At 41.2% G+C, this 20,833-nt stretch carries 18 protein-coding genes and 1 other RNA gene; 10 read left to right on the top strand and 9 right to left on the bottom strand.

The annotated features are described in order from the left end of the window. Positions 1-128: 128 nt before the first annotated feature. From G4Y78_RS01425 to G4Y78_RS01450, 6 genes are all read right to left on the bottom strand, one after another. Positions 129-1,757, bottom strand: coding sequence for an ABC transporter permease (locus tag G4Y78_RS01425; protein ID WP_230425677.1), 1,629 nt, complete (start codon positions 1,755-1,757; stop codon positions 129-131). Positions 1,758-1,826: 69 nt separating this feature from the next. Further along, the gene (locus G4Y78_RS01430; RefSeq protein WP_163830956.1) at positions 1,827-2,840 is read right to left on the bottom strand and encodes a Fe(3+) ABC transporter substrate-binding protein; all 1,014 of its coding nucleotides are present in this window, start codon (positions 2,838-2,840) and stop codon (positions 1,827-1,829) included. Positions 2,841-2,955: 115 nt separating this feature from the next. Beyond that, a complete protein-coding gene (locus tag G4Y78_RS01435) occupies positions 2,956-4,197 on the bottom strand; it encodes a UbiH/UbiF/VisC/COQ6 family ubiquinone biosynthesis hydroxylase (protein WP_163830957.1) in 1,242 nt (413 codons plus the stop codon). Positions 4,198-4,209: 12 nt separating this feature from the next. Then, positions 4,210-5,469, bottom strand: a complete 1,260-nt coding sequence (gene ubiH / locus G4Y78_RS01440; RefSeq protein WP_163830958.1) for a 2-octaprenyl-6-methoxyphenyl hydroxylase — start codon at positions 5,467-5,469, stop codon at positions 4,210-4,212. A gap of 21 nt (positions 5,470-5,490) precedes the next feature. Further along, positions 5,491-6,804, bottom strand: a complete 1,314-nt coding sequence (gene pepP, locus G4Y78_RS01445) for a Xaa-Pro aminopeptidase (protein WP_163830960.1) — start codon at positions 6,802-6,804, stop codon at positions 5,491-5,493. Between the two features lie 33 nt (positions 6,805-6,837). Beyond that, a complete protein-coding gene (locus G4Y78_RS01450; RefSeq protein ID WP_163830962.1) occupies positions 6,838-7,425 on the bottom strand; it encodes a UPF0149 family protein in 588 nt (195 codons plus the stop codon). A gap of 211 nt (positions 7,426-7,636) precedes the next feature. Between G4Y78_RS01450 and G4Y78_RS01455 the strand changes: the two genes are divergently transcribed. The 4 genes from G4Y78_RS01455 (at position 7,637) to G4Y78_RS01470 (ending at position 9,130) form a co-directional block, all read left to right on the top strand. Next, positions 7,637-7,846 (top strand): TIGR02449 family protein, encoded by a 210-nt coding sequence (locus tag G4Y78_RS01455; protein ID WP_163830964.1) that lies wholly within the window; start codon positions 7,637-7,639, stop codon positions 7,844-7,846. Next, positions 7,843-8,163 carry a cell division protein ZapA gene (locus tag G4Y78_RS01460; RefSeq protein ID WP_163830966.1) on the top strand — a complete coding sequence of 107 codons (321 nt, stop codon included), beginning with the start codon at positions 7,843-7,845 and terminating at the stop codon, positions 8,161-8,163. Before G4Y78_RS01455 ends, G4Y78_RS01460 begins: the two co-directional genes overlap by 4 nt. A 55-nt stretch (positions 8,164-8,218) precedes the next feature. Next, positions 8,219-8,398, top strand: a non-coding RNA gene (gene ssrS / locus G4Y78_RS01465) — 6S RNA. A 12-nt stretch (positions 8,399-8,410) separates the two neighbouring features. Then, positions 8,411-9,130 (top strand): 5-formyltetrahydrofolate cyclo-ligase, encoded by a 720-nt coding sequence (locus tag G4Y78_RS01470; RefSeq protein ID WP_163830968.1) that lies wholly within the window; start codon positions 8,411-8,413, stop codon positions 9,128-9,130. Positions 9,131-9,221: 91 nt separating this feature from the next. Here G4Y78_RS01470 and G4Y78_RS01475 read toward each other — a convergent pair whose 3' ends face one another. After that, positions 9,222-9,404: a hypothetical protein gene (locus tag G4Y78_RS01475; protein WP_163830970.1), complete on the bottom strand. Its 183-nt coding sequence runs from the start codon at positions 9,402-9,404 to the stop codon at positions 9,222-9,224. Positions 9,405-9,878: 474 nt separating this feature from the next. Here G4Y78_RS01475 and G4Y78_RS01480 point away from each other — a divergent pair, with 474 nt between their 5' ends. Together G4Y78_RS01480 and G4Y78_RS01485 are read left to right on the top strand one after the other, a co-directional pair. Beyond that, on the top strand, positions 9,879-10,343 hold the full coding sequence (locus G4Y78_RS01480; RefSeq protein ID WP_163830977.1) for an EVE domain-containing protein: 465 nt from the start codon (positions 9,879-9,881) through the stop codon (positions 10,341-10,343). A 71-nt stretch (positions 10,344-10,414) separates the two neighbouring features. Continuing rightward, positions 10,415-12,841, top strand: coding sequence for a diguanylate cyclase (locus tag G4Y78_RS01485; RefSeq protein ID WP_163830979.1), 2,427 nt, complete (start codon positions 10,415-10,417; stop codon positions 12,839-12,841). On the opposite strand, the gene ilvA is transcribed toward G4Y78_RS01485, so the two are convergent. After that, positions 12,824-14,347, bottom strand: a complete 1,524-nt coding sequence (ilvA, locus tag G4Y78_RS01490) for a threonine ammonia-lyase, biosynthetic (RefSeq protein ID WP_163830981.1) — start codon at positions 14,345-14,347, stop codon at positions 12,824-12,826. The genes G4Y78_RS01485 and ilvA overlap by 18 nt on opposite strands. A 233-nt stretch (positions 14,348-14,580) precedes the next feature. Between ilvA and rpiA the strand changes: the two genes are divergently transcribed. Continuing rightward, positions 14,581-15,255: a ribose-5-phosphate isomerase RpiA gene (gene rpiA / locus G4Y78_RS01495; RefSeq protein ID WP_163830983.1), complete on the top strand. Its 675-nt coding sequence runs from the start codon at positions 14,581-14,583 to the stop codon at positions 15,253-15,255. A gap of 321 nt (positions 15,256-15,576) precedes the next feature. Then, entirely contained in the window at positions 15,577-16,380 is an 804-nt protein-coding gene (locus G4Y78_RS01500) for a substrate-binding periplasmic protein (RefSeq protein ID WP_163830989.1), read from the top strand. Positions 16,381-16,440: 60 nt separating this feature from the next. Here the strand turns inward: G4Y78_RS01500 and G4Y78_RS01505 are convergent, their stop codons facing one another. Beyond that, on the bottom strand, positions 16,441-17,346 hold the full coding sequence (locus G4Y78_RS01505) for a LysR substrate-binding domain-containing protein (protein WP_163830991.1): 906 nt from the start codon (positions 17,344-17,346) through the stop codon (positions 16,441-16,443). A 426-nt stretch (positions 17,347-17,772) separates the two neighbouring features. Between G4Y78_RS01505 and G4Y78_RS01510 the strand changes: the two genes are divergently transcribed. Both G4Y78_RS01510 and G4Y78_RS01515 read left to right on the top strand, forming a co-directional pair. Next, positions 17,773-19,176 carry an MATE family efflux transporter gene (locus G4Y78_RS01510; protein ID WP_163830993.1) on the top strand — a complete coding sequence of 468 codons (1,404 nt, stop codon included), beginning with the start codon at positions 17,773-17,775 and terminating at the stop codon, positions 19,174-19,176. Positions 19,177-19,374: 198 nt separating this feature from the next. Beyond that, complete coding sequence (locus tag G4Y78_RS01515) at positions 19,375-20,757, top strand: aminoacyl-tRNA deacylase and HDOD domain-containing protein (RefSeq protein ID WP_163830995.1); 1,383 nt, start codon at positions 19,375-19,377, stop codon at positions 20,755-20,757. The last annotated feature ends 76 nt before the right edge of the window (positions 20,758-20,833 follow it).

The following is a 20,833-nucleotide window of genomic DNA, read 5'->3' on the forward strand; positions in this document are numbered from 1 at the left end:
GTATCAGTTTTAGGCTGCTTTTGTTGTCTTTGATGGTGTATAGGCATTACCCTAGATACCATACGGCACTTGTGTCAACCTTCAAGCAGTAGGATATGAAACAGTAGTTGCAAGGTTTTGTTAGGTTGTTAAAGCTTATTAGAGCGTCTCATTAATAAAATAACCGGTAATAACCCAACAATCACTAGTGTGAGTGCAGGTAGTGCAGCTCTGGCCCATTCCCCTTCCGAGGTCATTTCATAAACTCTCACTGCTAGGGTGTCCCAACCAAAGGGGCGCATTAGTAAAGTAGCAGGCATTTCTTTTAACACATCAACAAATACCAATAGTGCTCCAGTTAATACGCCTGGTGCCATCATAGGTAAATAAACCTGAAAAATGATTCGTTGTGAGTTAGCCCCAAGGCTGCGGGCTGCTTCTGTTATTGAGGGCTTTATATTATGCAAGCTACTATCTACTGGGCCAAATGCAACGGCTAAAAAGCGAATTCCATAGGCCACTATTAAAGCAAACAAACTGCCTAGCAACACTTGTCGTGGCTCTTCTCCCAGCCAATTAAACCACCAGGTAAAAATTGTATTATCAAGCCAGCTAAAGCCCATCATTATTCCTACTGCTAACACTGAGCCTGGTAATGCATAGCCTAGAGTGGAAATATTAATTACTTTTGGCAACCAGCGCTGATTGGGTTGTTTTTGGGCAATGGCTAATAATAAAGCAATAACGACAGTTGTTATGGCGGCTACTGCCCCTAAACTTAGGCTGTGGCCTACTAAAGATAAAAAGCGCTGATCAAAATCAACCAAGCCAGTTTTTATCACCCAAATAATCAGTTGAGTGACAGGCATTACAAAGGCAATCAACACTACCAAACAAGCAAACCCACTGGCAGCTATGCCGAGTACACCTGTTAACTCATAACGGTGAAAGAGGTGTTGGCTGTTCTGGTTATAACGTGCTTTACCGCGGGCATTTTTTTCAATAAAAACAGCTAGGCCAACAAATAATAATAATAGTGTGGCCAGTTGTGCAGCAGCCTGTAGATTAAAAAAACCATACCAGGCTTTATAGATAGCAGTGGTAAAAGTGTCGTAGTTAAAAGTGGCGACTGCACCAAAGTCTGCCAGGGTTTCCATCAGTGCAAGTGCCAAGCCTGCAGCAATAGCAGGTCGCGCCATGGGCAGTGTCACTTTGAAAAAAGCCTGCCAGGGACTTAGCCCTAAAATACGAGCTGCGTCCATTAAGCCGCGGCCCTGACTAATAAAGGCACTGCGAGCTAGCATATAAACATAAGGATAAAATACTAGCGATAATACGGTGATAACTCCGCCAGTACTGCGAATGGCAGGAAAATAATTGCCTGGCCCAAACCAGACTCGCAGCTGGGTTTGAATAGGGCCACTAAACTCAAATATGCCTAAAAAGACAAATGCCATAACATAGGCTGGCACAGCAAAAGGTAACATCAGTGCCCAGTCTAGCCACTTTTGGCCAGGAAATTCACACATAGCGGTCAGCCAGGCCAATCCAACGCCTAGCACAGTAACCCCAATCGAAACCCCTAGAACCAGCCAAAAGGTATTACTTAACAATTGGCCTAATTGGGTTTCAATTAAGTGCAACCATACATCTGTTTGGAAATTGCCCCAACTAAAAATTAAATTAGTGATGGGTAGTAAAACGATGGCTGCTACAGCACAAACCAACCAAAACCAAAATCGATGATGTGTCATTTCACGGGTGTAACCTACAGACAAAACAAAACGCCCGCCAAGTTTCCAAGGCGAGCGTTGTGCATTGTAGCGCGTATTAGTTTATAAATCTGTTTATTTATAACCTGCTCTATCCATTAATTTGATGGCTTCGGCTTGTTTTCTACCTGCAATCTCAACATTCAATTGATCTGCTTTAAACTCTCCCCAGCTGGCTACTAACTTAGCTGGTTTAACAGTGCTATTAGCTGGGTATTCCATGTTGGAGTCAGCAAAAATCTTTTGTGCTGTAGGGGTGCTTAGCCATTCCAAAAATTTCACGGCAGTAGCTTTGTGTTTGGCATATTTGGTTACTCCAGCGCCTGAGACATTCACATGAGTACCAGTAGTTTTTTGGTTGGCCCAGAATAGCTTTAATTTAGTGTCAGGCTTCTCTTTTAATAGCCTGCCATAGTAATAAGTATTCACGACAGTTACATCACACTGACCAGCGGCTACAGCTTCCATTGCCATAGTATCGTTAGAAAATACTGGGGCTGCTAAGTTATTCACCCAGCCTTTAACTATCTCCTCGGTTTTCTCTGTGCCCATTCTTTCTATCATGGTGGCCACAAGAGACTGATTATAAACTTTTTTAGATGTACGTAAGCACAGGCGGCCATCCCACTGTTTGTCAGCCAGGTTAGCATAAGTGGATAAATCTCCAGGTTTTACCCGATCGGTCGCGTATACCATGGTGCGGGCACGTACTGATAAACCAAACCAGTGGCTGTTGGAATCACGTAAATGGACAGGAATATTTTTTTCCAGAGTTTCTGACTTAATGGGCTGTAGCACACCTTTGTCTTGTGCTTGCCAAAGGTTGCCAGCATCAACAGTAATTAATAAATCTGCTGGGGTATTTTTGCCTTCAGCTTGAAGACGAGTAATTAAGGGGCCTGCACTATCAGTAATATAGTCAATTTGTACGCCAGTTTGCTTTGTGTATAAATCAAATAGTGGTTTTACTAAATGCTCTTTACGAGCAGTATAAACAACGAGTTTTTCTTCAGCTGCAGTATAAATAGAGGTAAATGCACTGATAACTGCAGTAACTGCCAGGCATGAATGCTTGAGAGATTTGAGCATGGTAAAACCTTAACACGTTTATTTAGGGTTATTATAGAAATGCCAATCACTACTAATGATAATGATTAGCATTTGAGCAATCAATAACCTTTTGTAAACAACTGTTATACAATTCTCACTTCGCTAGCTCTGGTAACTGGTCGTTATCAATTAGCATTGCTTGCTGAATAAGCTTTTGCTTGAGTGGAGATAAGCTATTGACTAGTTTCATACCTTTATTACGCAATACTCGTAGGGCAAGGTTGTTATGATGAAATAGCTCCTGAAATCCCTGCATGGCAGTTGCCATCAATAGGTTGTGGCCACGCCGCCGCCGCTCATATCGCTCTAGTATATGAGGGTTGCTATAGTTGCCACCCCGCTGGATAGCGTGCTGAATCTCTTCAGCTAATACAGCAGCATCTAATAAGCCTAAATTAACACCTTGTCCGGCCAGAGGGTGAATGGTATGGCCTGCATCACCGATCAGTACCACTCGATCATCATGGTAACTTTGGGCATGACGGTATTTTAGTGGAAAGCTAACTCTGTCAGAGCAACTGAATAACTGGCCTAAACAGCCTTCAGTAGCAGCATATAGTTCGTTAAGAAAAGTTTTCTCCGTGATGCTTTTTAAATGCTGGATATGCTCTGGAAAACTGGACCAGACAATAGAAACAAAATGTTGGTCTTGTTGGCTGGTTAAAGGTAGCAATGCAAGTGGTCCGGAAGATAAAAAGGCCTGATAAGCTGTATCTTTATGATAGTGCTCAGTTTTTATCGTGCTAACTAACGCATGATGACGATAATCCTGCTCTGAAAGTGGAATATTAGCCTGATTACGCAACTTGGAGTGAGCACCATCGGCAGCCACTGCGAGTTTTGCTGTTAGCTGAGTGCCTGTCTCAAGTTTAATTACAACTTGTTCGGCACTGTTTTCCAGTAGCTCACTAAATGGACTATTGGGAAATAGTTTAATTCTGTTGTATTGATTTAACTGTTGGTGAAGTGCACTAACAATAACAGAGTTTTCAACGATATACCCCAACTGTTGTTGTTGGACTAGGTTAGCATCGAAACTAACCTGGCCAGTACCTTCGGCATCCCAAACCATCATATGATTGAAGGGTTGTACTCTTGCTTGTTGAATAGTACGCCAGGCACCAAGGTTTTCTAATAGTTTGTATGAGGCATGAGTTAAGGCACTCACCCTATTATCAAATACATCAATAGTAGTATCGGGTGTTCTAATAGGAATCGGAGATGCATCGACTAAAGCAATACTTAGCGAAGTGGTTTTTGCCAGAGCCAAAGCAAGGGTGGCACCAACCAGTCCACCACCAATAATGATAATGTCTGTAGTATTGGTATTGTTCATAAGTTGTGGTTGCTACAGGTTAGTGCTGGGCTGATAAAAGCCAACGCCCATTGCTTGTTTGGTAAAGAGAGTTTTCACTTCCGATAAAAGGTCTAACCCGACCAAACCAATATTTCGAAAAATAGATAAACCAGTATGTTGGTTGCTAAATGCTTTTACCAGCCAGTCGCTACCAAGGGTAGTAATAACTTGGTCGTTATTCTGTAATGCTAGATAGCGATGAAGTATTTTATAATCGCTAATTGCCCCTTGTTGTTGCCAGCTGTTTTTTAATAAATTCGCCAGTTGTAGGGTATCTCTTAATGCTAGATTAAAACCTTGACCTGCGACAGGATGCAAAGCATGAGCAGCATTTCCTAATACCACTAAGCCAGGACGAATCTGCTCGCTGCAGTATTTTAGGGAAAGTGGATAATGGAAACGTTGCCCAACTTTGGTAAAGCGACCTAACCGAAAGCCAAAGCGTTTTTGTAATGTTGCTAGAAACTCTTCATCTGTTGTGTCTAGCCATTGTTGGGCTTGGTCTTGATAAATAGACCAAATCAACGCTGAGTGGTTTTTGGCTAATGGCAGCAGCGCCATGGGGCCCTGTTCGGTAAAGCGCTCGAATGCTTGGCCATTGTTTGGTTTAGACGTGGTTACATTGGTAATAATGGCGGTTTGGTGATAGTCAGTACTGTGTACATTAATGCCTAGCTGGGTTATTAATGGTGATCGACCTCCATCAGCAATGACCAACAAATCAGTGGTTATACTGCGTGTTTTCTCACCCTGCTGAATTACTATTTCATATCCAGTAGATAAAGGCTTAACTTGGCTGGCAGTTGCAGGTGCTAATAATTCAATAGCAGTATATTGATCAATTACTTTAAATAAGCTTTGTCCAAGCTGTTGATTAGCGACCACATAACCGAAAGCATCCAGCCGATGTTCAACGGCATTCATTCTGGCAAATCCAAACTGGCCCTGATCGGAAACATGAATATGTTTAATTGCAGAGGCCTGGCGAGCAAGTGTTGGCCATACACCCAGCTGCTCCAGCAGAAACCGGCTACCCATAGATAGAGCAGTTGAGCGAGCATCATAGCTTGGTTGCTGGCTTGACTGGCTTATTGGGTAAGGCTCAATAATCGCCACCGGCATCGGTGGTTGGCTAACTCCCTGCTTGGATATGTTGGTTTGCAAGGCAAGTGCTAATGAAGCACCTACCATGCCACCGCCAATGATGACAACAGGGAAGTGATTATTGTACTGCTGGTTGGCATTGGTCATTTAACATCACCTTCAAACTGATTAGGCCATTAAAGCCTCTATTTCTGCGACTTCTTTAGGCACATCCCCTGACAATACCATATGACCAGATTCAGTAACGACAACATCATCTTCTATTCTTACGCCAATGCCACGCCAGCGTTTGTCTACATCTTCATTGTCGGGCGCAATATAAATACCTGGTTCTATGGTTAATACCATGCCTGGCTCTAATTTACGCCATTCACCATCAATTTTATATTCACCCACATCGTGTACATCCATCCCTAGCCAATGCCCAGCTTTATGCATATAAAAAGGCTTATATTTTTCTTCTTTAATAAGCTGGTCTACATCACCTGAGAGCAGACCAAGCTCAACTAATCCTTCAGTAATCACTTGCACGGTTACATCATTCGGTTGGTTAAAATGATTGCCTGGTTGAACGGCTTCAATGGCAGCTAATTGGGATTTTAATACTAATTCATAAATCACTTTTTGCTCTTTACTAAATTTGCCATTCACAGGAAATGTTCTCGTGATATCTGAGGCATAATGGTCCAGCTCACAGCCAGCATCAATTAGCACTAAATCACCATCGGATAATACTTCATTATTTTCGGTATAGTGCAATATGCAGGCATTAACACCACCCCCTACAATGCTGTTATAAGCAGCTGCACGACAGCCGTTGTAAACAAATTCATGAAGTAACTCTGCTTCGAGCTGATATTCGTAACAACCGGGTTGGCAGGCTTTCATCGCTCTTAAGTGCGCATTAGCCGAAATTTCGGCTGCCTTTTTCATCAATGCAACTTCAGCTTCGCTTTTAAAAATGCGCATTTCATGCAAAATATGGTCAAGGGCAACAAATTCTCCTGGTGGTACTGCCCCTTGCTTGGTTTTTGCTTTGATAGCATTAATCCATAGCATCATGCGGCGATCAAACGTCTCGTTAGTGCCTATTTCATAATAAACACGGGACTTGCCTTCAATTAGACCAGGTAATATTTCGTCAATATCACTGATTGGAAAGGCATCATCAAAACCATATTTTTCACAGGCGCCTTCTTGTCCTGCGCGTAAGCCTTCCCATAATTCTTTTTCTGGATCTTTTTCACGACAAAATAAAATTGTTTCTCCATGACTGCGTTCTGGGATAAGCACTAACACTGCTTCAGGCTCAGGAAAACCTGATAAATAATAAAAGTCGCTATCTTGTCGGTAAGGATAATCTACATCGCGGTTACGAACTTGAATTGGCGCTGAAGGGATTATTGCAATGCTATTGTCGTCCATTTCAGCCATTAAAGAAGAACGACGCTTTTTATATTCCGATACGGGTAATTGTTTCATTATTATACTTAACTCCTGAATATTTTATTCAGACTAGTGAAGTTGAGAATCACTGTCTGTATCAGCATATTTTGGGCAGCACTCACTAAATACCAGTATTGCGTTAATGCGTACATACTCAGTTACTTGATGCCAGTCCATCTCGCTTGAATTAGTTTCGTTTATATCTTCACTTTCTACTTGAGCAATTTCAGTGAAGTCTAGAAGAATATCCTTAACATCATCAGATAACTGCTCTTGTTGTTGTCCTGATAAACCAAAACCAGCCAAAAAACTATGGCTCCAGTTGGCAAGCTCCGTTAAGCGACTTTCCAGCTCAGTATCGTCATCAGGTAATAGCAGGCGAAAACCGTATTCTGGATCGGCCAGCTGTTCTTCCGTTTGCTGATATAAAGAAACCAACATTACCTTAGCTTGATCAGGTAAAATTTCTTCAATACCCAACAGTTGTTGAACATGGCAAAGCCAGCTGTCAGCAGATAGCTTTAAGCCACCTGCTAACATACCTGTTAACAAACCATGTAGTTCGGCTGGAGAGGCAAACAGCTCCATAGAGACAAACAGATTAGCAATATCGTCAAAGCTGATATTTGCTGAAGGGGTTTGAGCTGCATTCGTCATTGCAATTCTACCTAGATGTTCAATTTGCCTCTATCCTATCATTTGAGGATATTGCAAACTACTGTACCCATTAAACGGGGTAGAGAGGCTTAGTCATAAAAACCAATATTAATAGTAAAGCGTTGAAATAGCTGGAGTTGCATTGACCCTGAGAAGACGGCCCACTATAGTAATCGCAAGCCTTATACCCTTATACCTTAGTCGTTAAAAAATGGATCATCACTTATTTCAGCAATTTGCAAAAAAAACTGAACAGTTGATCGCTTTATGCGAGCAATTAAAACAGGAAAATGCTCAGCTTCGTGCCAACGAGCAACAGTGGCGTGAAGAGCGGGTATATCTGATAGAAAAAAATGAAATTGCCCGAACTAAGGTTGAGGCGATGATCACTCGATTAAGAACGCTGGAACAAGAGTCATGAGTGATACAAAAACAGAAACAGCAATAGTCAATATTCTGGATAAAGGGTATCGGGTAAGTTGTAAGCCTGATGAGCACAGTGCCTTGGTGGATGCTGCCCAATATTTAGACCATAAAATGCGGGAAATTAGGGAAAGAGGTGCCGTTGTGGGTTTAGAGCGGATTGCTGTAATGGCGGCATTGAATATTTCTCACGAACTTTTGCAGTTAGCCAAGCAGCAACAGCAAACCAAAGAAGATACTCAAGCACAGCTACAGTCTTTGCTGGATAAGGTCGAAAAAGTATTAACAGATAGTGATGTCCCTGCTTTTGATTAAAAATTTTCATAAAAAAGGGGGCGACAATCCAACTCAAATCGATATAATGAAATCAAGCTCCCTGCTCTGTTGGCCAGTCATGAATGTCCCTGAGCCGATAATTTAGGAACTGGAGGCTCCTTGCAGGTGTAGGCGTGCAAGTCCGCTATAGGCGGAAAGCCCAAAGCATCTCAGCAGCCACCACCTTGAACCTAGGGTTCAAGGGCCGAAGTGACAGCGGCGGATTGGGGGGCGGTTTTAAACTACTATGCCTGAATCGAACAATAACTCATTTGTTACCAGTCATCATTCTGATCTTAACTGTCTATCTGCTAAGCAATACCAGCCAGCAATTAATAGCCATCAGTTGGTAGTGTCTGACAGTGCTCCAGCAAACCCTCAGCAACGAAAAGCGCTACGTAACCAGTTGCGACGGGCTCGTCGTGCGCTCACTTATCAGCAGCAACGGCTAGCTGGCCAGCGGTTATTGAAGATTTTATTAAGAAGACAAGAATTTCTTAAAGCCAAGCATATTGCTGTTTATTTAGCGAATGACGGAGAAATTAATCCCAGGCAGATAATTGAAGCAGCCTGGTCGATGGGGAAAACTTGCTATTTACCGGTATTACACCCAATTTACCACAATCGTTTGTGGTTTTTGCGTTATCAACCAACCACAAAACTAGCGCCTAACCGCTTTAATATATTGGAGCCAACAGTTAGTAATGGGCAAGTTAAGTCGGCTTGGGCAATGGACTTGGTATTGTTACCACTGGTGGGGTTTGATCAGCAGGGTGGTCGGCTTGGAATGGGGGGAGGCTTTTATGACAGAACGTTTGAGTTTATTTTAAAAAGCCCTCGGAAACCAAGGCCAAAGCTGGTTGGGCTGGCTCACGAGTGTCAGCGAGTGAACAAACTACCTATTGCCAGCTGGGATATCCCTCTAGCAGGTATTGCCAGCGATGCTAAGTATTATGATGTTATTTAGTGATTATTAGAAAGGTGTCAACGGCACGGAGGGTACAGTAATTAGGCACTCAAATAAGTGCCTAATTACTTAATCGCGCACAATTAACGCTTTATAGAGTGCGTTGCGCTTTAGTGCTGGACTGACTTACTGTTGGCGTAGCATTATTTGAAGCGGTGGTGAGCTCTGCAGAACTTTTTGATAAGGTCATTTGAGCAAAACCTGTGGTCAGCACCCCCAAGCCAAAAATAAAAACTAACACCAGCATAAAATCAGGTTTATTTTTCTGTGTCATTTTGACTAACTCTGCTGGTCTTTCCGTTAATGACTAAATTTCCCCACGTGTTTTTTGCTTTTCTAAAAAGCAAGATAGCTACAAGCTCAGATATTTCCACTAGAAGATGGTTGATTCCCCCAAGTGGTAGTGCCCATGTTCTTAGTAAATTGTTGTAAACAAATTGCTACTTGTTTTGTATTCTATCTATGTAACAATTAACGTTTACATTATTTATAGTTTATTTGCTGGCCCTAAGAGTCTTTCTACATCATTTACCAATTAAATAGTTTGACTTTCATCAAACCTAATTGGGATGTATCAAGTACTTCACCCATCAAGCGCTTCACCTACTAAGTATTTCACATGTGCCGTATGAGCGTTGTGGTTTAATTGTACTCATTAGTTAATTAAGTGAACGTGACTATAGCCACAGTTTAAAATATGTGTGAAGTAAAACCAATTAGCATATAAAACGCAAGGAATATTTCTTACATGCCAAGTTACTGGTTAATGAAGTCTGAACCCGGTGTTTTCAGTATAGATGATCTTGCCAATTGTCCTAACCATACAGAACACTGGGATGGTGTAAGAAACTATCAGGCAAGAAACATGATGCGTGATCAAATGCGCAAGGGGGACTTGGTATTTTTTTACCACTCTAGTTGCAAAAAAACGGGAATTTCAGGAATTGCCAAAGTTGTCAAAGAAGCCTACCCAGATCACACGGCACTTGATCCAGACTCTGCCTATTTTGATCCAAAAAGCACAATAGATAATCCACGCTGGTTTATGGTTGATATTCAGTTTGTTGAAAAATTCACTCATTTAGTTTCATTACAACGCTTAAAAGAAAACCCTTTATTAAGTGATTTACCTCTGGTTAAAAGAGGGAATCGGTTATCGATAATGCCGATAACTGCAACTCAGTGGGATGAGATTTTAACTATGGCCAAGTGAGTATAATTTGCTCTCTAGCCAACTAATTCGGTTGTGACTATGCTTGGGTTATGGAGCAGGAAAGGGCAGCTGTGTTATCTCCGACTACAGAATCGAGCTTAGTAAGGTGGGTTAATGTTGGTGGAGGCTTATTAGTATCTCTCATCAGTGTCTACCTTTTTGTATCAGAAATTTCTCAACCGATTGCAACTAGTTTAATGCTCCTGGGGATAGGCTTGGTTGCCCGTCTCCATAACACTTTGTTAGCAATTGGGATAGCCTGTTTGGCGGTTATTGCGGCTTTATTTCCACTGATCCAAGGTGTTTCTTTTCAGCAATTTTATGTAGAAAATGAGTTGTTATACTCTGATGGAACAGGCCATGAAGCTGAAGCTGTACCAGGTAGTGTAATTTTTAGCTTGATTTGTGCAGCACTTTGTCTGATTAAACCAGAAAAGTTTTCCTTATTCAGTAATTCAAACCTTTTTAAATGCTGTCTGGCGGTAATTCCACTGGTTTTTGGTACGGCAGGTTTGATTGCAGTGGCATTAAAACTGCCAGATAGCTATGGCTTTGCCCAAATTGTTAGTTTTAGTGTTTTAACCAATATTGCTTTAATCACGGTTGGGTTGTGCCTGCTGCTTGCCTTTACCAATTGGCAAGCAGGGGCTCAAGAGAAAATTCCGCAATGGGTTGCTGGCTATTTAGCTGTTGTGCTGATCATTATCTCGGTGTTTTTTGCCTTGGTTGTAGAGAAAAAAGATCTACGTTTTTTAACTCAGCACACGCAGCATATGGCTCAACAGTTGGGAAGTGAAATCTCTTCAACACTGGTAATCCAACGTAAGGCAATTGATCGGATGGCAGCACGTTGGGCTCACCAAGGTAGTATGAATAAGGAAGGCTGGTTGGCAGATGCAAACAGGCTATTGAAAGACTTTCCAGAGTTTCAGGCAATAGAATGGATGGATCCAGACTATCGAATTCAATGGTTAGTGCCTTATGAAGGTAATGAAAGGGCATTAAATTTTCGAGTACCAGCTGAAAACCCCGCTGTGGTGCATTTACGTCGTGCGTTTAGTAATAAAACCAGTGTGATTACCCAGGTAATTCAGTTAAAGCAGGGTGGAGAAGGTTTTATCAACTACACACCCATTTTTGATCAGGGAGGTGGTTTTCATGGTTACATAGTGGGCGTTTTTCGGGTTAAAACATTGGTGGAAAGCTTGGCATTGTTGCCGGTTTATAAAGGGTTTTACTTTGAAATTAAGGAAAGAAATAAGCTTATTTATCAATCTTCATCTGTGCTTAAACCCAGAGGTTTTTTTGGTCAGCCGGTAGCCCAACACACTATTAATCCTAATCAACATTCTCCATGGATTGTGGAAGCTTATCCCACTGCAGAGCTGGTCAGCCGCAGCCACTCACTATTACCCGCCGTTGTTCTGCTGTGTGGCCTGATATTTACCATTATGATTAGCACTACTATTGTCCTGCTGCGCCGCTCCTATCTTGAAGGCAGGGTGGCGGAACAGGCTATTAGTGAACTCAAAAAGGAAATTGAGCGGAGCAACGAAACTGAAAAAGTGCTTAAGGAAAGTAATGCTCAGCTGGAATTATTTTTTGACCTGATCAATCAGTCGCGTGATGCATTGATGGTAGTAGACCCTGAAACGCGAGAGCTGCTTTACTATAACACTTCTACTTACGCTTCCTTAGGTTATACAGAAGAGGAGTTTGTAGCAGCTTTAGAGGAAGGCACATTAATTGCTGAAAAAATGGATCGAGTGATAAAGAAAGCATTAAGCTCTCGTCGTAAGCTCACTTCGAATATTTATCAGATGGAAGTCATCAAAAAAGATGGGGGTGCGTTGCAAGTAGAAATAACTACACGGATGGTTAACCATCATCATAAAAAATATTTAATTATCGTAGCCCATGATGTCACGGCTAATAAGGAGATGGAACAACGGTTAATTAACTTAGCCACTAGGGATTCATTAACTGGATTGTTTAATCGTAAACACTTTGATAACTGTCTGGAAGAAGAGTGGAGCCGGGCCATTCGCCAAAATGAGCCGATTGCTTTAATGATGGCTGACTTAGATCGTTTTAAACGATACAACGATAGCCAGGGTCATAAACAGGGTGATGTGTGTTTGAGAGACATTGCCAGCATTCTCAAGCGCTCAGTAACTCGTAGCACAGATTTGTTGGCAAGATATAGTGGTGGAGAGTTTGTTGCTATTTTCCCTGAAACTGATTTACGAGGCGCCCAAGAAATTGCCCGTCGCATTCACCACAATATTGGAGATGCTTATATTAGTCATCCCCGCTCGGATGTATCTGCCTACATTACCATGAGTGTTGGTCTGGCTTCTTGTACGCCGCTACCAGGTAGTAGTCGTCATGATTTATTGAAGAAAGCAGAAGCTGCGCTTAAGCAGGCAAAGGAGCAAGGACGAAATCGCACTTGCTCGCATCAGGATGAAAAGCCGCCACTAACCCTCACAAGATAAAAATAGCTGGTAAGCTGGGTTGTCGGTTTCTTCCCAATAGTGATAGCCAATGTCGGTTAAAAACTCAGGTACTTTTTCACGGTCGTTGTTGGGTACTTGCAAACCAACTACTACCCTGCCGTAAGCAGCGCCATGGTTACGGTAATGGAACATGGAAATATTCCAGCGTTGTCCTAACTTGTTTAAAAAGTTAAGTAGTGCACCAGGCCGTTCGGGAAATTCAAACCGATAAACCACTTCATTTTTTACTGCTTCTGCATGACCACCCACCATATGGCGAATATGTAATTTCGCCATCTCATTATCGCTTAAATCAACAACAGGGTAGCCAGCTTGATCCAGCTGCTGAATTAGTTGCTCTTTGGTATCAGTGTCTGGTTTAGTTTGCACGCCAACAAAAATATGCGCTTGTTTATTGTCGTAATAGCGATAGTTAAATTCAGTGATATTGCGTTTGCCTAAGGTTTGGCAAAATGTTCTGAAACTGCCAGGTTTTTCTGGAATCGTCACAGCAATAATGGCTTCACGTCGTTCACCAAGTTCTGCTCGCTCTGATATATAACGCAACCGATCAAAATTAACATTGGCACCGCTATCAATTGCTAATAAGGTTTGACCGTTGACTTGTTCGCGTTCTACATATTTTTTGATACCAGCAATACCGAGAGCACCGGAAGGTTCTGTGATAGAGCGGGTGTCATCGTAAATATCTTTAATGGCGGCACAAATTTCATCAGCAGTAACGGTGATGACTTCATCAACGTAATGCTTGCATACTTCAAATGTCTCCTGTCCAATTTGAGCCACAGCAACCCCATCAGCAAAAATCCCGACTTGAGGTAAAACCACTCTTTCACCGGCTTCAAGAGCTGCTTTCAGGCAGGCAGACTCTTCATATTCAACACCGATAATTTTAGTCTCTGGGCGTAGGTATTTTACATAAGCGGCAACTCCAGCAATTAATCCACCACCCCCTACTGGAACAAAGATCGCGTCAATTGGCCCAGAATGCTGGCGGAGAATTTCCATACCAATAGTGCCTTGGCCGGCAATGGTTTCAACATCATCATAGGGATGGATATAAACGTAACCATGTTGGTCAACTAGCTGTTTGGAATAAGCTAACGCCTGATCAAACGCATCGCCATGAAGGATAACTTTAGCACCGCGGGACTGTACGGCTTTCACTTTAATTTCTGGGGTAGTTTGTGGCATTACAATAACTGCTTTAATCCCCAATCGTTGTGCAGCTAAAGCTAGCCCCTGGGCGTGATTGCCGGCGGATGCAGCTATTACGCCCTGTTGTTGTTCGGCTTTGGTTAATTGCACCACTCGGTTATAGGCACCGCGAATTTTAAATGAAAATACGGGCTGCAAGTCTTCTCGCTTAATTAAAATTGAGTTCTGCAGCCTTTCAGATAAAAAAGTGGCGTGATCTAGTGGTGTTTCTACCGCTACATCATAAACAGGGGCTTCGAGAATTTTTTTTACATACCGCTGAAGCATAATAATGACTGAGACACTGATTTAAACTATATGGAATTGAATTTGTATATTGGCGCATATGGCACCAAATAATTATAAACTCAGCATTTCACACTGTTTGAGCTAAGAATACAAGAGTAGCCCAGATTCTGTTGATGCTCTCTTGAAGAAAGGTATACCAGTAGAGCCTGGAAATCCTGATTATTTGTAGGATAATGTGCCCAACAGACTAATCCACCCAGGAATATTTGCACATGAACCAAAATGAGTTAAAACAGGCAGTCGCGCAAGCTGCTCTTGAGCAGATCGTCGATCAGCTAGAAGAAGACAGTATTGTTGGGATTGGTACTGGGTCAACCGCCAACTATTTTATTGATGCATTAGCTGCTCATAAAGACCGTTTTGATGGAGCTGTAGCCAGCTCAAATGCTAGTGCAGAACGCCTAAAAGGCCATGGGATTCCTGTTTATGACTTGAATGTAGTAAATGAAATCAAGTGGTATATCGATGGTGCCGATGAAGCTAATAAACACTTGCAGTTAATCAAAGGTGGTGGGGCTGCGCTTACTCGGGAAAAAATTGTTGCTGCTGTAGCAGAACAGTTTATTTGTATTGCAGATGAATCCAAGCTAGTTGAAACCTTAGGTGCTTTCCCCTTACCTGTTGAAGTGATCCCAATGGCTCGCAGCCATGTTGCAAGAGAATTGGTTAAATTAGGAGGCGATCCAGTGTATCGGGAAGGTGTAGTTACCGATAATGGCAATATTATTCTGGATGTATGGAATTTGGAGATTGGCTCAGCAATACAGCTAGAAGAAGCAATTAATCATATTGTGGGAGTGGTAACTAATGGATTGTTTGCCAGACGACCTGCAGATTTGCTTCTGTTAGGGACTCAGGAGGGGGTTAAAGTACTTAAAGCTGTATAGTGACAGTGTCATTAAGAATGCCTGACAAAAATAGTGGTTGATCAAAAAACAATCTCTTCACTAAGGCCCTCGTTCTGAGGGCTTGACATCTTTATCAAGACATCCCCTAATGGTCTTTTGTTAGTAACAATGCATTACAACTTAAGTTGTAGTATTCGTGCAACTTGTCTGTAAGTTGTTGCTTTGGTCAAGATAATAAGATTAAAACAAGAATTAACATAAAAACTAATCAAGCAGGCTGCTAAGCAAGCATCGAACGATGTACAGATAAACCTGTATTTACTAAAGCTTTTGGCTAAATCAGCAGTAAGGTAGCGAGTGATGTACAAATATAAAAAATCCAACCTGGGGTTCAGTAAGTATAAAGCAGTATTACCTGCAGCTTTATTATTGGTAGGGGGTAGTCTTGCAGGTATCAGTCAGGCAGCTATCAAAATTTTGCGGGCTGACTTTCGAGAACGTCCTCCTGAGATGGTACGTAATGGTGTGGATTTGCAAGGACCATTGCGGGATATTTTAGACGAAGCAGCTAGTCAGTTAGGATATCAGGTAAAATGGCAGTTTACCCCTTTTTCTCAAAGCTTAAAGCGATTGAGAAACGGCACTGTTGATTTGGTTCCCAGAACTATCCGAAAAGATGATCGAGAAACTTACATCAACTTTATTGGACCAATCGGTTTTCAGCAAAAAGATATTGTTTTTTTAGTAAGAAAAGGTCAGGAAAATCGAATTAATCGTTTTGAAGATTTATATAACCTGAAAATTGGTTTTAAGAGAAAAACAGCTTATTTTAAAGAGTTTGATACCAGTAATCGAATAAAAAAAAGCAGTTATCGAGATGATACTCAGCTGGCACAAAAGTTTGTTAATCAGCAGTTCGACGCAATTATAGTGTTGGACAAAGCTAGTTTAGAAAAACAACTGGGCCTGTTAGGTTATAGCAACTATAGCTATGCTAATTACCGTTATCAACAAGATATAGGTAATTATTATGGTATGTCTAAGTATTCCCCTCATAAAAAACTGTATGAGAAACTTAGTGAAGTGATGACGACAATGGCAACGAATGGTCGGGTTGCTGAAATATATCGTAAATATAAGCTAACACCGCCCTTGATACATTAATATAACCTATGCTTTGTCTATATTATCTGTATATACTTTATGTGTATGTTGCGTTGAGCGTTAGGCATTTTTTTGGTCTAACGCGATTTCGGCAAATAACCAGTTTTTAAAAGCATTGATTTGTTGTTGAAATCGTTGCTCTAGTGAGTGGACTAGAAAATAACCAATGCCATTTTCCAGAGATTGGCTAAAAGGCTCTACTAAATAGCCCAGTTCCAGCTCCTCCTGCACCATGGTTAAATCGACCATAGCCATCCCATGTCCTCGTACTGCAGCATTAATAGCTAACTCCATTGCATCGAATACCAAGCCGCTATCGGTATCAACATGGTCAATATTGTTAGCATTAAGCCAGTTTTTCCAGTCGGTTCTATCTCTAGTCGGGTGAAGCAAAGTAACTAAACTTAGTTCGTTGATAGACTGCAATTGGTGCTTTTCCAAAAATGCGGGTGAACAAATGGGAGCCATGGTTTCTTTAAATAGTGGAATAGCATGATCTGGTACTTTACTGATGTAATCGTTAACAATAGCGGCCTGAAACTCATGCTGTACATCATAATGATGTTGTTCCCACATGGTAGTTAGGGAGAGTTCAACACCTGGTTGAAATTGCTGAAATTTTGACAGCCTGGGCAATAACCATTTCACTGAAAAAGTTGGGGGCACAACAACATTGAGTCTATTGCGTGGTTGTAATAAGTAATCCGTCGTACGGCAGATAGCGTCAAAGGACTCAGTCAGGGTTTTGAATAAATCACTACCTGGTGGCGTTAATTGTAATCCTCTGGGTGTACGTTTAAATAACTGGCAATTGAAAAAGTCTTCTAAGACTTTTACCTGGCGACTGATTGCCCCTTGGGTAACAAACAGCTCATTAGCAGCCTCGGTAAAGCTGCCATGATGTGCAGCAGCCTCAAAGGCCCGTAGAGCTTTTAGGGGGGGTAAGTTTTTTCTGCGCCAAGACATGCGTTTTTGTCATACCTACCATGAAATAATATCGTTTGCTTAGTACTAAGCCATCGTAATAGATTAACAGTGTCTGTTGACACTTGCTTGATATTACCCTGAGCCTAAATATTTCACCAGTTGCTAAAGGTTGAGTTGTTTTGGCGAGTCGTGGTCATCAAGCAAGCCTCGCAGGCTAAATCAGCATAACACACTGTACTTACGACTAAGGAACGACTGTCAGTGCAGACTCAGCATTACCGACTTAGCCAGGCACTTATACAAATTTTTGGCCCAAACCTCCTGTAGTGTGCTTGGTTGCTGAAAACCATCTAGGTTAATGTGTTGCTGATACCCTAGTAACTCCAAACTATTATATTTTTAGTTATGCCTACTGTCCCCAGTAGGCTCCTTTTTTTGCCCTTCATTTAAGTGTTGTAGAGAATTATGAAACGGTGGTCGATCTTATCAAATCAGGCAAAGACGCTTTCTGCGTTAGCTTGGCCCATTATTTTGTCGCAAGTCGCCTTAGTGGCATTGGGTTTAACCGACACTATTATGATGGGCATGTTGGGCAAAGAAGCGCTGGCTGGGGGTGGTTTAGGAGTGACCATCACCAATTTATTGTTAACTTTTGCAATAGGTGTGTTGGGTGCGACTTCCAATTTGATTGCGCCCTGTGTTCATAAAAATCCCGATGGCTCGGTGAAGCAGTTCAGCTGTGCCAGCCTAATTCTAGCGACTGGGTTTGGCGTATTTATTTTATTGGTGTTGTTCTGGGCTAAAGAGTTAATTAGCCTAGCAGGGCAAAATGAAGCAATTACCGAGCTTGCAGACCAATATTTACAAGGGGTTTGTTGGGGAGTTCTACCTGGTTTATGGTTTCAAGCATTACGATTTACAGTAATGCCATTAGGACATACACGTATTGTTACATTAATTGCATGGGTTGATGTACTGTTAAATATACCCATTAACTATGTGTTAATAACTGGTAGCTTTGGATTTCCTAATTTAGGTATTGAAGGTATCGGAGTTGCTACGAGTGTTGTGCATATAACCAGTTTTATTTTCTTGGCTGCTTATATGATATTTCAGCCTAAATTAGCTGGGCAACGTAATGCGGTTATTAAAACCTTACGTATTGGTTTTTATTGTAAAGAAACCTTGCGATTAGGTGTGCCGCAAGGTGTAACTTATTTAGCAGAAGTTGGACTGTTTTCAACAGCTACATTTTTAATGGGGTTATTTGACAATGACACATTGGCTGCCCACCAAATAACCTTACAAACTATTACTATCCCATTCATGATTGCAATGGGTATTGCTCAAGCAACAGGAATAAAAGTAGGTCATGAGCTTGGACAAAATAATATTCAAGCTTGTCGTTACTATGGTTGGTTGGGGTTAAGTATGGGAGGGTGTTGGATGTTACTTGCAGCGCTGGCTTTTTGGCTATTCCCTGATGTCATTATTGGTTTTTATTTAGATGACAATAACCCAGAAAATCACCAGGTATTTCTTATTGCAACCCAGTTGTTGGCTATAGCAGCTTATTTTGAGATTTTTGATGGTTCTCAAACCATTGCCAGCTTTGCCTTACGTGGTCTTAAAGAAGCCAAGCGGCCAATGGTGCTAGCGATTAGTAGCTATTGGCTGGTAGGACTGCCAATAGCACTATTACTTGGCTTTTGCTCGGAATTGGCTGGTTCTGGAGTTTGGTGGGGGTTGGCTGGTGGTTTGGCTGCAGCAGCAATTAGTCTGATTTGGTTATTTGAGAAAGCCACTCGGGAAGATAAAACAGGCTCTGGAGATTTTATTATCAATACAGCTATTGAGAAGTATGTTTAGTGATTCACCAAGGCAATTAGTCTTTGGTGAAAATTCGAAATTACTATACTTTTAACTATATTTCATGTTTTGGTTATATTAAGTACTTTATTTATTAAAAGTTTGCATTAGATTAGCCGCGATATCACTGGTTTGAAACGGGCAATACAGATAGCCAAGCTATAATTATCTCATTTAGATAGAGAGTTGAGTTGCACTATGGCTATTCCAGAAAAGGTTCAGGAAGCTCTAAATAAGCAGGGTGTTAAATATAAACAAGCTGACTACAGGAAGGTAATTAATAATAAGAAAAACATAGCTAACGTAATCTATTGCACTTTCTTAGAAGATGCTAAGGGCTTGGTCATGGTTATCTGCCCTCATACGCATATTATTGATCTTAATTTTTTAAACTCACAATTTAACCGTAAATTGATGGCAATTGACCCAGAACGCCTACACAAGCTGCTAAAAGATAATTATTTAGAAAATTTACCTGCAATTCCTCAGTTATTTGATTTTCCTGTTTTAGTGGATAGCCAATTGTTTAAGGCCAACCAACCGTTATGGTTAGATTGTGGTATTGACGGCCAATTAATTAGTGTGGATAACGATAGTTACAAAAAGCTGGTGAGCCACTACACACAATCTCAATTTAGCGTAAAGGTGCCTGAAATGGCTGAAAGTCCTGAAATCTGGCAGCAGGACATTTTTGAAATCACGCAGGCAGTTAATACTCATACTCAACTGGTAATGCGTGCTCAACTTGAAGAAACAATTGACTTACCCCCTTTACCACAAACTGCGCAAAAAATTTTACAATTAAGTACTGATCCCAATGCAGATATTAAGCAGCTGGTTAGGATTGTTGAATCAGATGCAAGTTTAGCTGCTCAAGTTGTTAGCTGGGCGGCTTCTCCTTATTATGGTGTTAAGGGAGAAATAAAAAATGTAAAAGATGCCATCACCCGAGTGCTTGGCTTTGATTTTATTATGAGTATTGCTGTAGCAATGTGTTTAAACAAAACCATTGAGTTTCCACAGGATCAGCCAAAAGGATTCACTCCATTCTGGCAACAGGCATCTTACGCTGCAATTACTGCTGAGCAGCTAGTGCGTAGAATGTCAGTATCAAAAAAATTCGATAAAGGCTTGGCTTATTTAAGTGGCTTACTACATAATTTTGGCTATTTAGTGATGGCTTATGTATTTCCAGATCATTTTTCAAATATATGCCGTTATATGGAAGTTAATCGGCATATTAACCATATTGAAATAGAGCGATATTTAATAGGCGTCACACGTGATCAAGTATGTTGTTGGTTAATGCACTATTGGGATATGCCAGAAGAACTGGTAGTAGCCATAAGGTTTCAACATTCACCGGATTATGACGGTGAATACTCTCAATATGCCTTGTTACTTTATTTAGTACAGAGGTTGTTAAAAAATCAGGGAATAGGTGATGCACCATATGAGCAAATTCAAAGTGAATTATATAGTCGTTTGAATATTGCTTCTGATCAGGCAGTAGAGATTATTCAGGAAGTAATAGAGAGTCATGATGATGTTGAAATGTTAGGAAATAGTTTAGCAGCATAAAAATCATTTTACTTTTTACATTAGCTTTTAATATAAAACAGACCGGTGTTTATCGGTCTTTTTATTTTTCAGAATA

This window comes from Spartinivicinus ruber, from assembly GCF_011009015.1.
Lineage (GTDB): Bacteria > Pseudomonadota > Gammaproteobacteria > Pseudomonadales > Zooshikellaceae > Spartinivicinus > Spartinivicinus ruber.

Coding starts and splice junctions, on each gene's coding strand:
- G4Y78_RS01470 (WP_163830968.1), top strand. CDS start 8,411: ATGCCTGAATCGAACAATAACTCATTTGTTACCAGTCATCATTCTGAT.
- G4Y78_RS01510 (WP_163830993.1), top strand. CDS start 17,773: ATGAAACGGTGGTCGATCTTATCAAATCAGGCAAAGACGCTTTCTGCG.
- pepP (WP_163830960.1), bottom strand. CDS start 6,804: ATGAAACAATTACCCGTATCGGAATATAAAAAGCGTCGTTCTTCTTTA.
- ubiH (WP_163830958.1), bottom strand. CDS start 5,469: ATGACCAATGCCAACCAGCAGTACAATAATCACTTCCCTGTTGTCATC.
- G4Y78_RS01480 (WP_163830977.1), top strand. CDS start 9,879: ATGCCAAGTTACTGGTTAATGAAGTCTGAACCCGGTGTTTTCAGTATA.
- G4Y78_RS01450 (WP_163830962.1), bottom strand. CDS start 7,425: ATGACGAATGCAGCTCAAACCCCTTCAGCAAATATCAGCTTTGACGAT.
- G4Y78_RS01500 (WP_163830989.1), top strand. CDS start 15,577: ATGTACAAATATAAAAAATCCAACCTGGGGTTCAGTAAGTATAAAGCA.
- ilvA (WP_163830981.1), bottom strand. CDS start 14,347: ATGCTTCAGCGGTATGTAAAAAAAATTCTCGAAGCCCCTGTTTATGAT.
- G4Y78_RS01515 (WP_163830995.1), top strand. CDS start 19,375: ATGGCTATTCCAGAAAAGGTTCAGGAAGCTCTAAATAAGCAGGGTGTT.
- G4Y78_RS01460 (WP_163830966.1), top strand. CDS start 7,843: ATGAGTGATACAAAAACAGAAACAGCAATAGTCAATATTCTGGATAAA.
- G4Y78_RS01475 (WP_163830970.1), bottom strand. CDS start 9,404: ATGACACAGAAAAATAAACCTGATTTTATGCTGGTGTTAGTTTTTATT.
- G4Y78_RS01455 (WP_163830964.1), top strand. CDS start 7,637: ATGGATCATCACTTATTTCAGCAATTTGCAAAAAAAACTGAACAGTTG.
- G4Y78_RS01505 (WP_163830991.1), bottom strand. CDS start 17,346: ATGTCTTGGCGCAGAAAAAACTTACCCCCCCTAAAAGCTCTACGGGCC.
- G4Y78_RS01430 (WP_163830956.1), bottom strand. CDS start 2,840: ATGCTCAAATCTCTCAAGCATTCATGCCTGGCAGTTACTGCAGTTATC.
- G4Y78_RS01435 (WP_163830957.1), bottom strand. CDS start 4,197: ATGAACAATACCAATACTACAGACATTATCATTATTGGTGGTGGACTG.
- rpiA (WP_163830983.1), top strand. CDS start 14,581: ATGAACCAAAATGAGTTAAAACAGGCAGTCGCGCAAGCTGCTCTTGAG.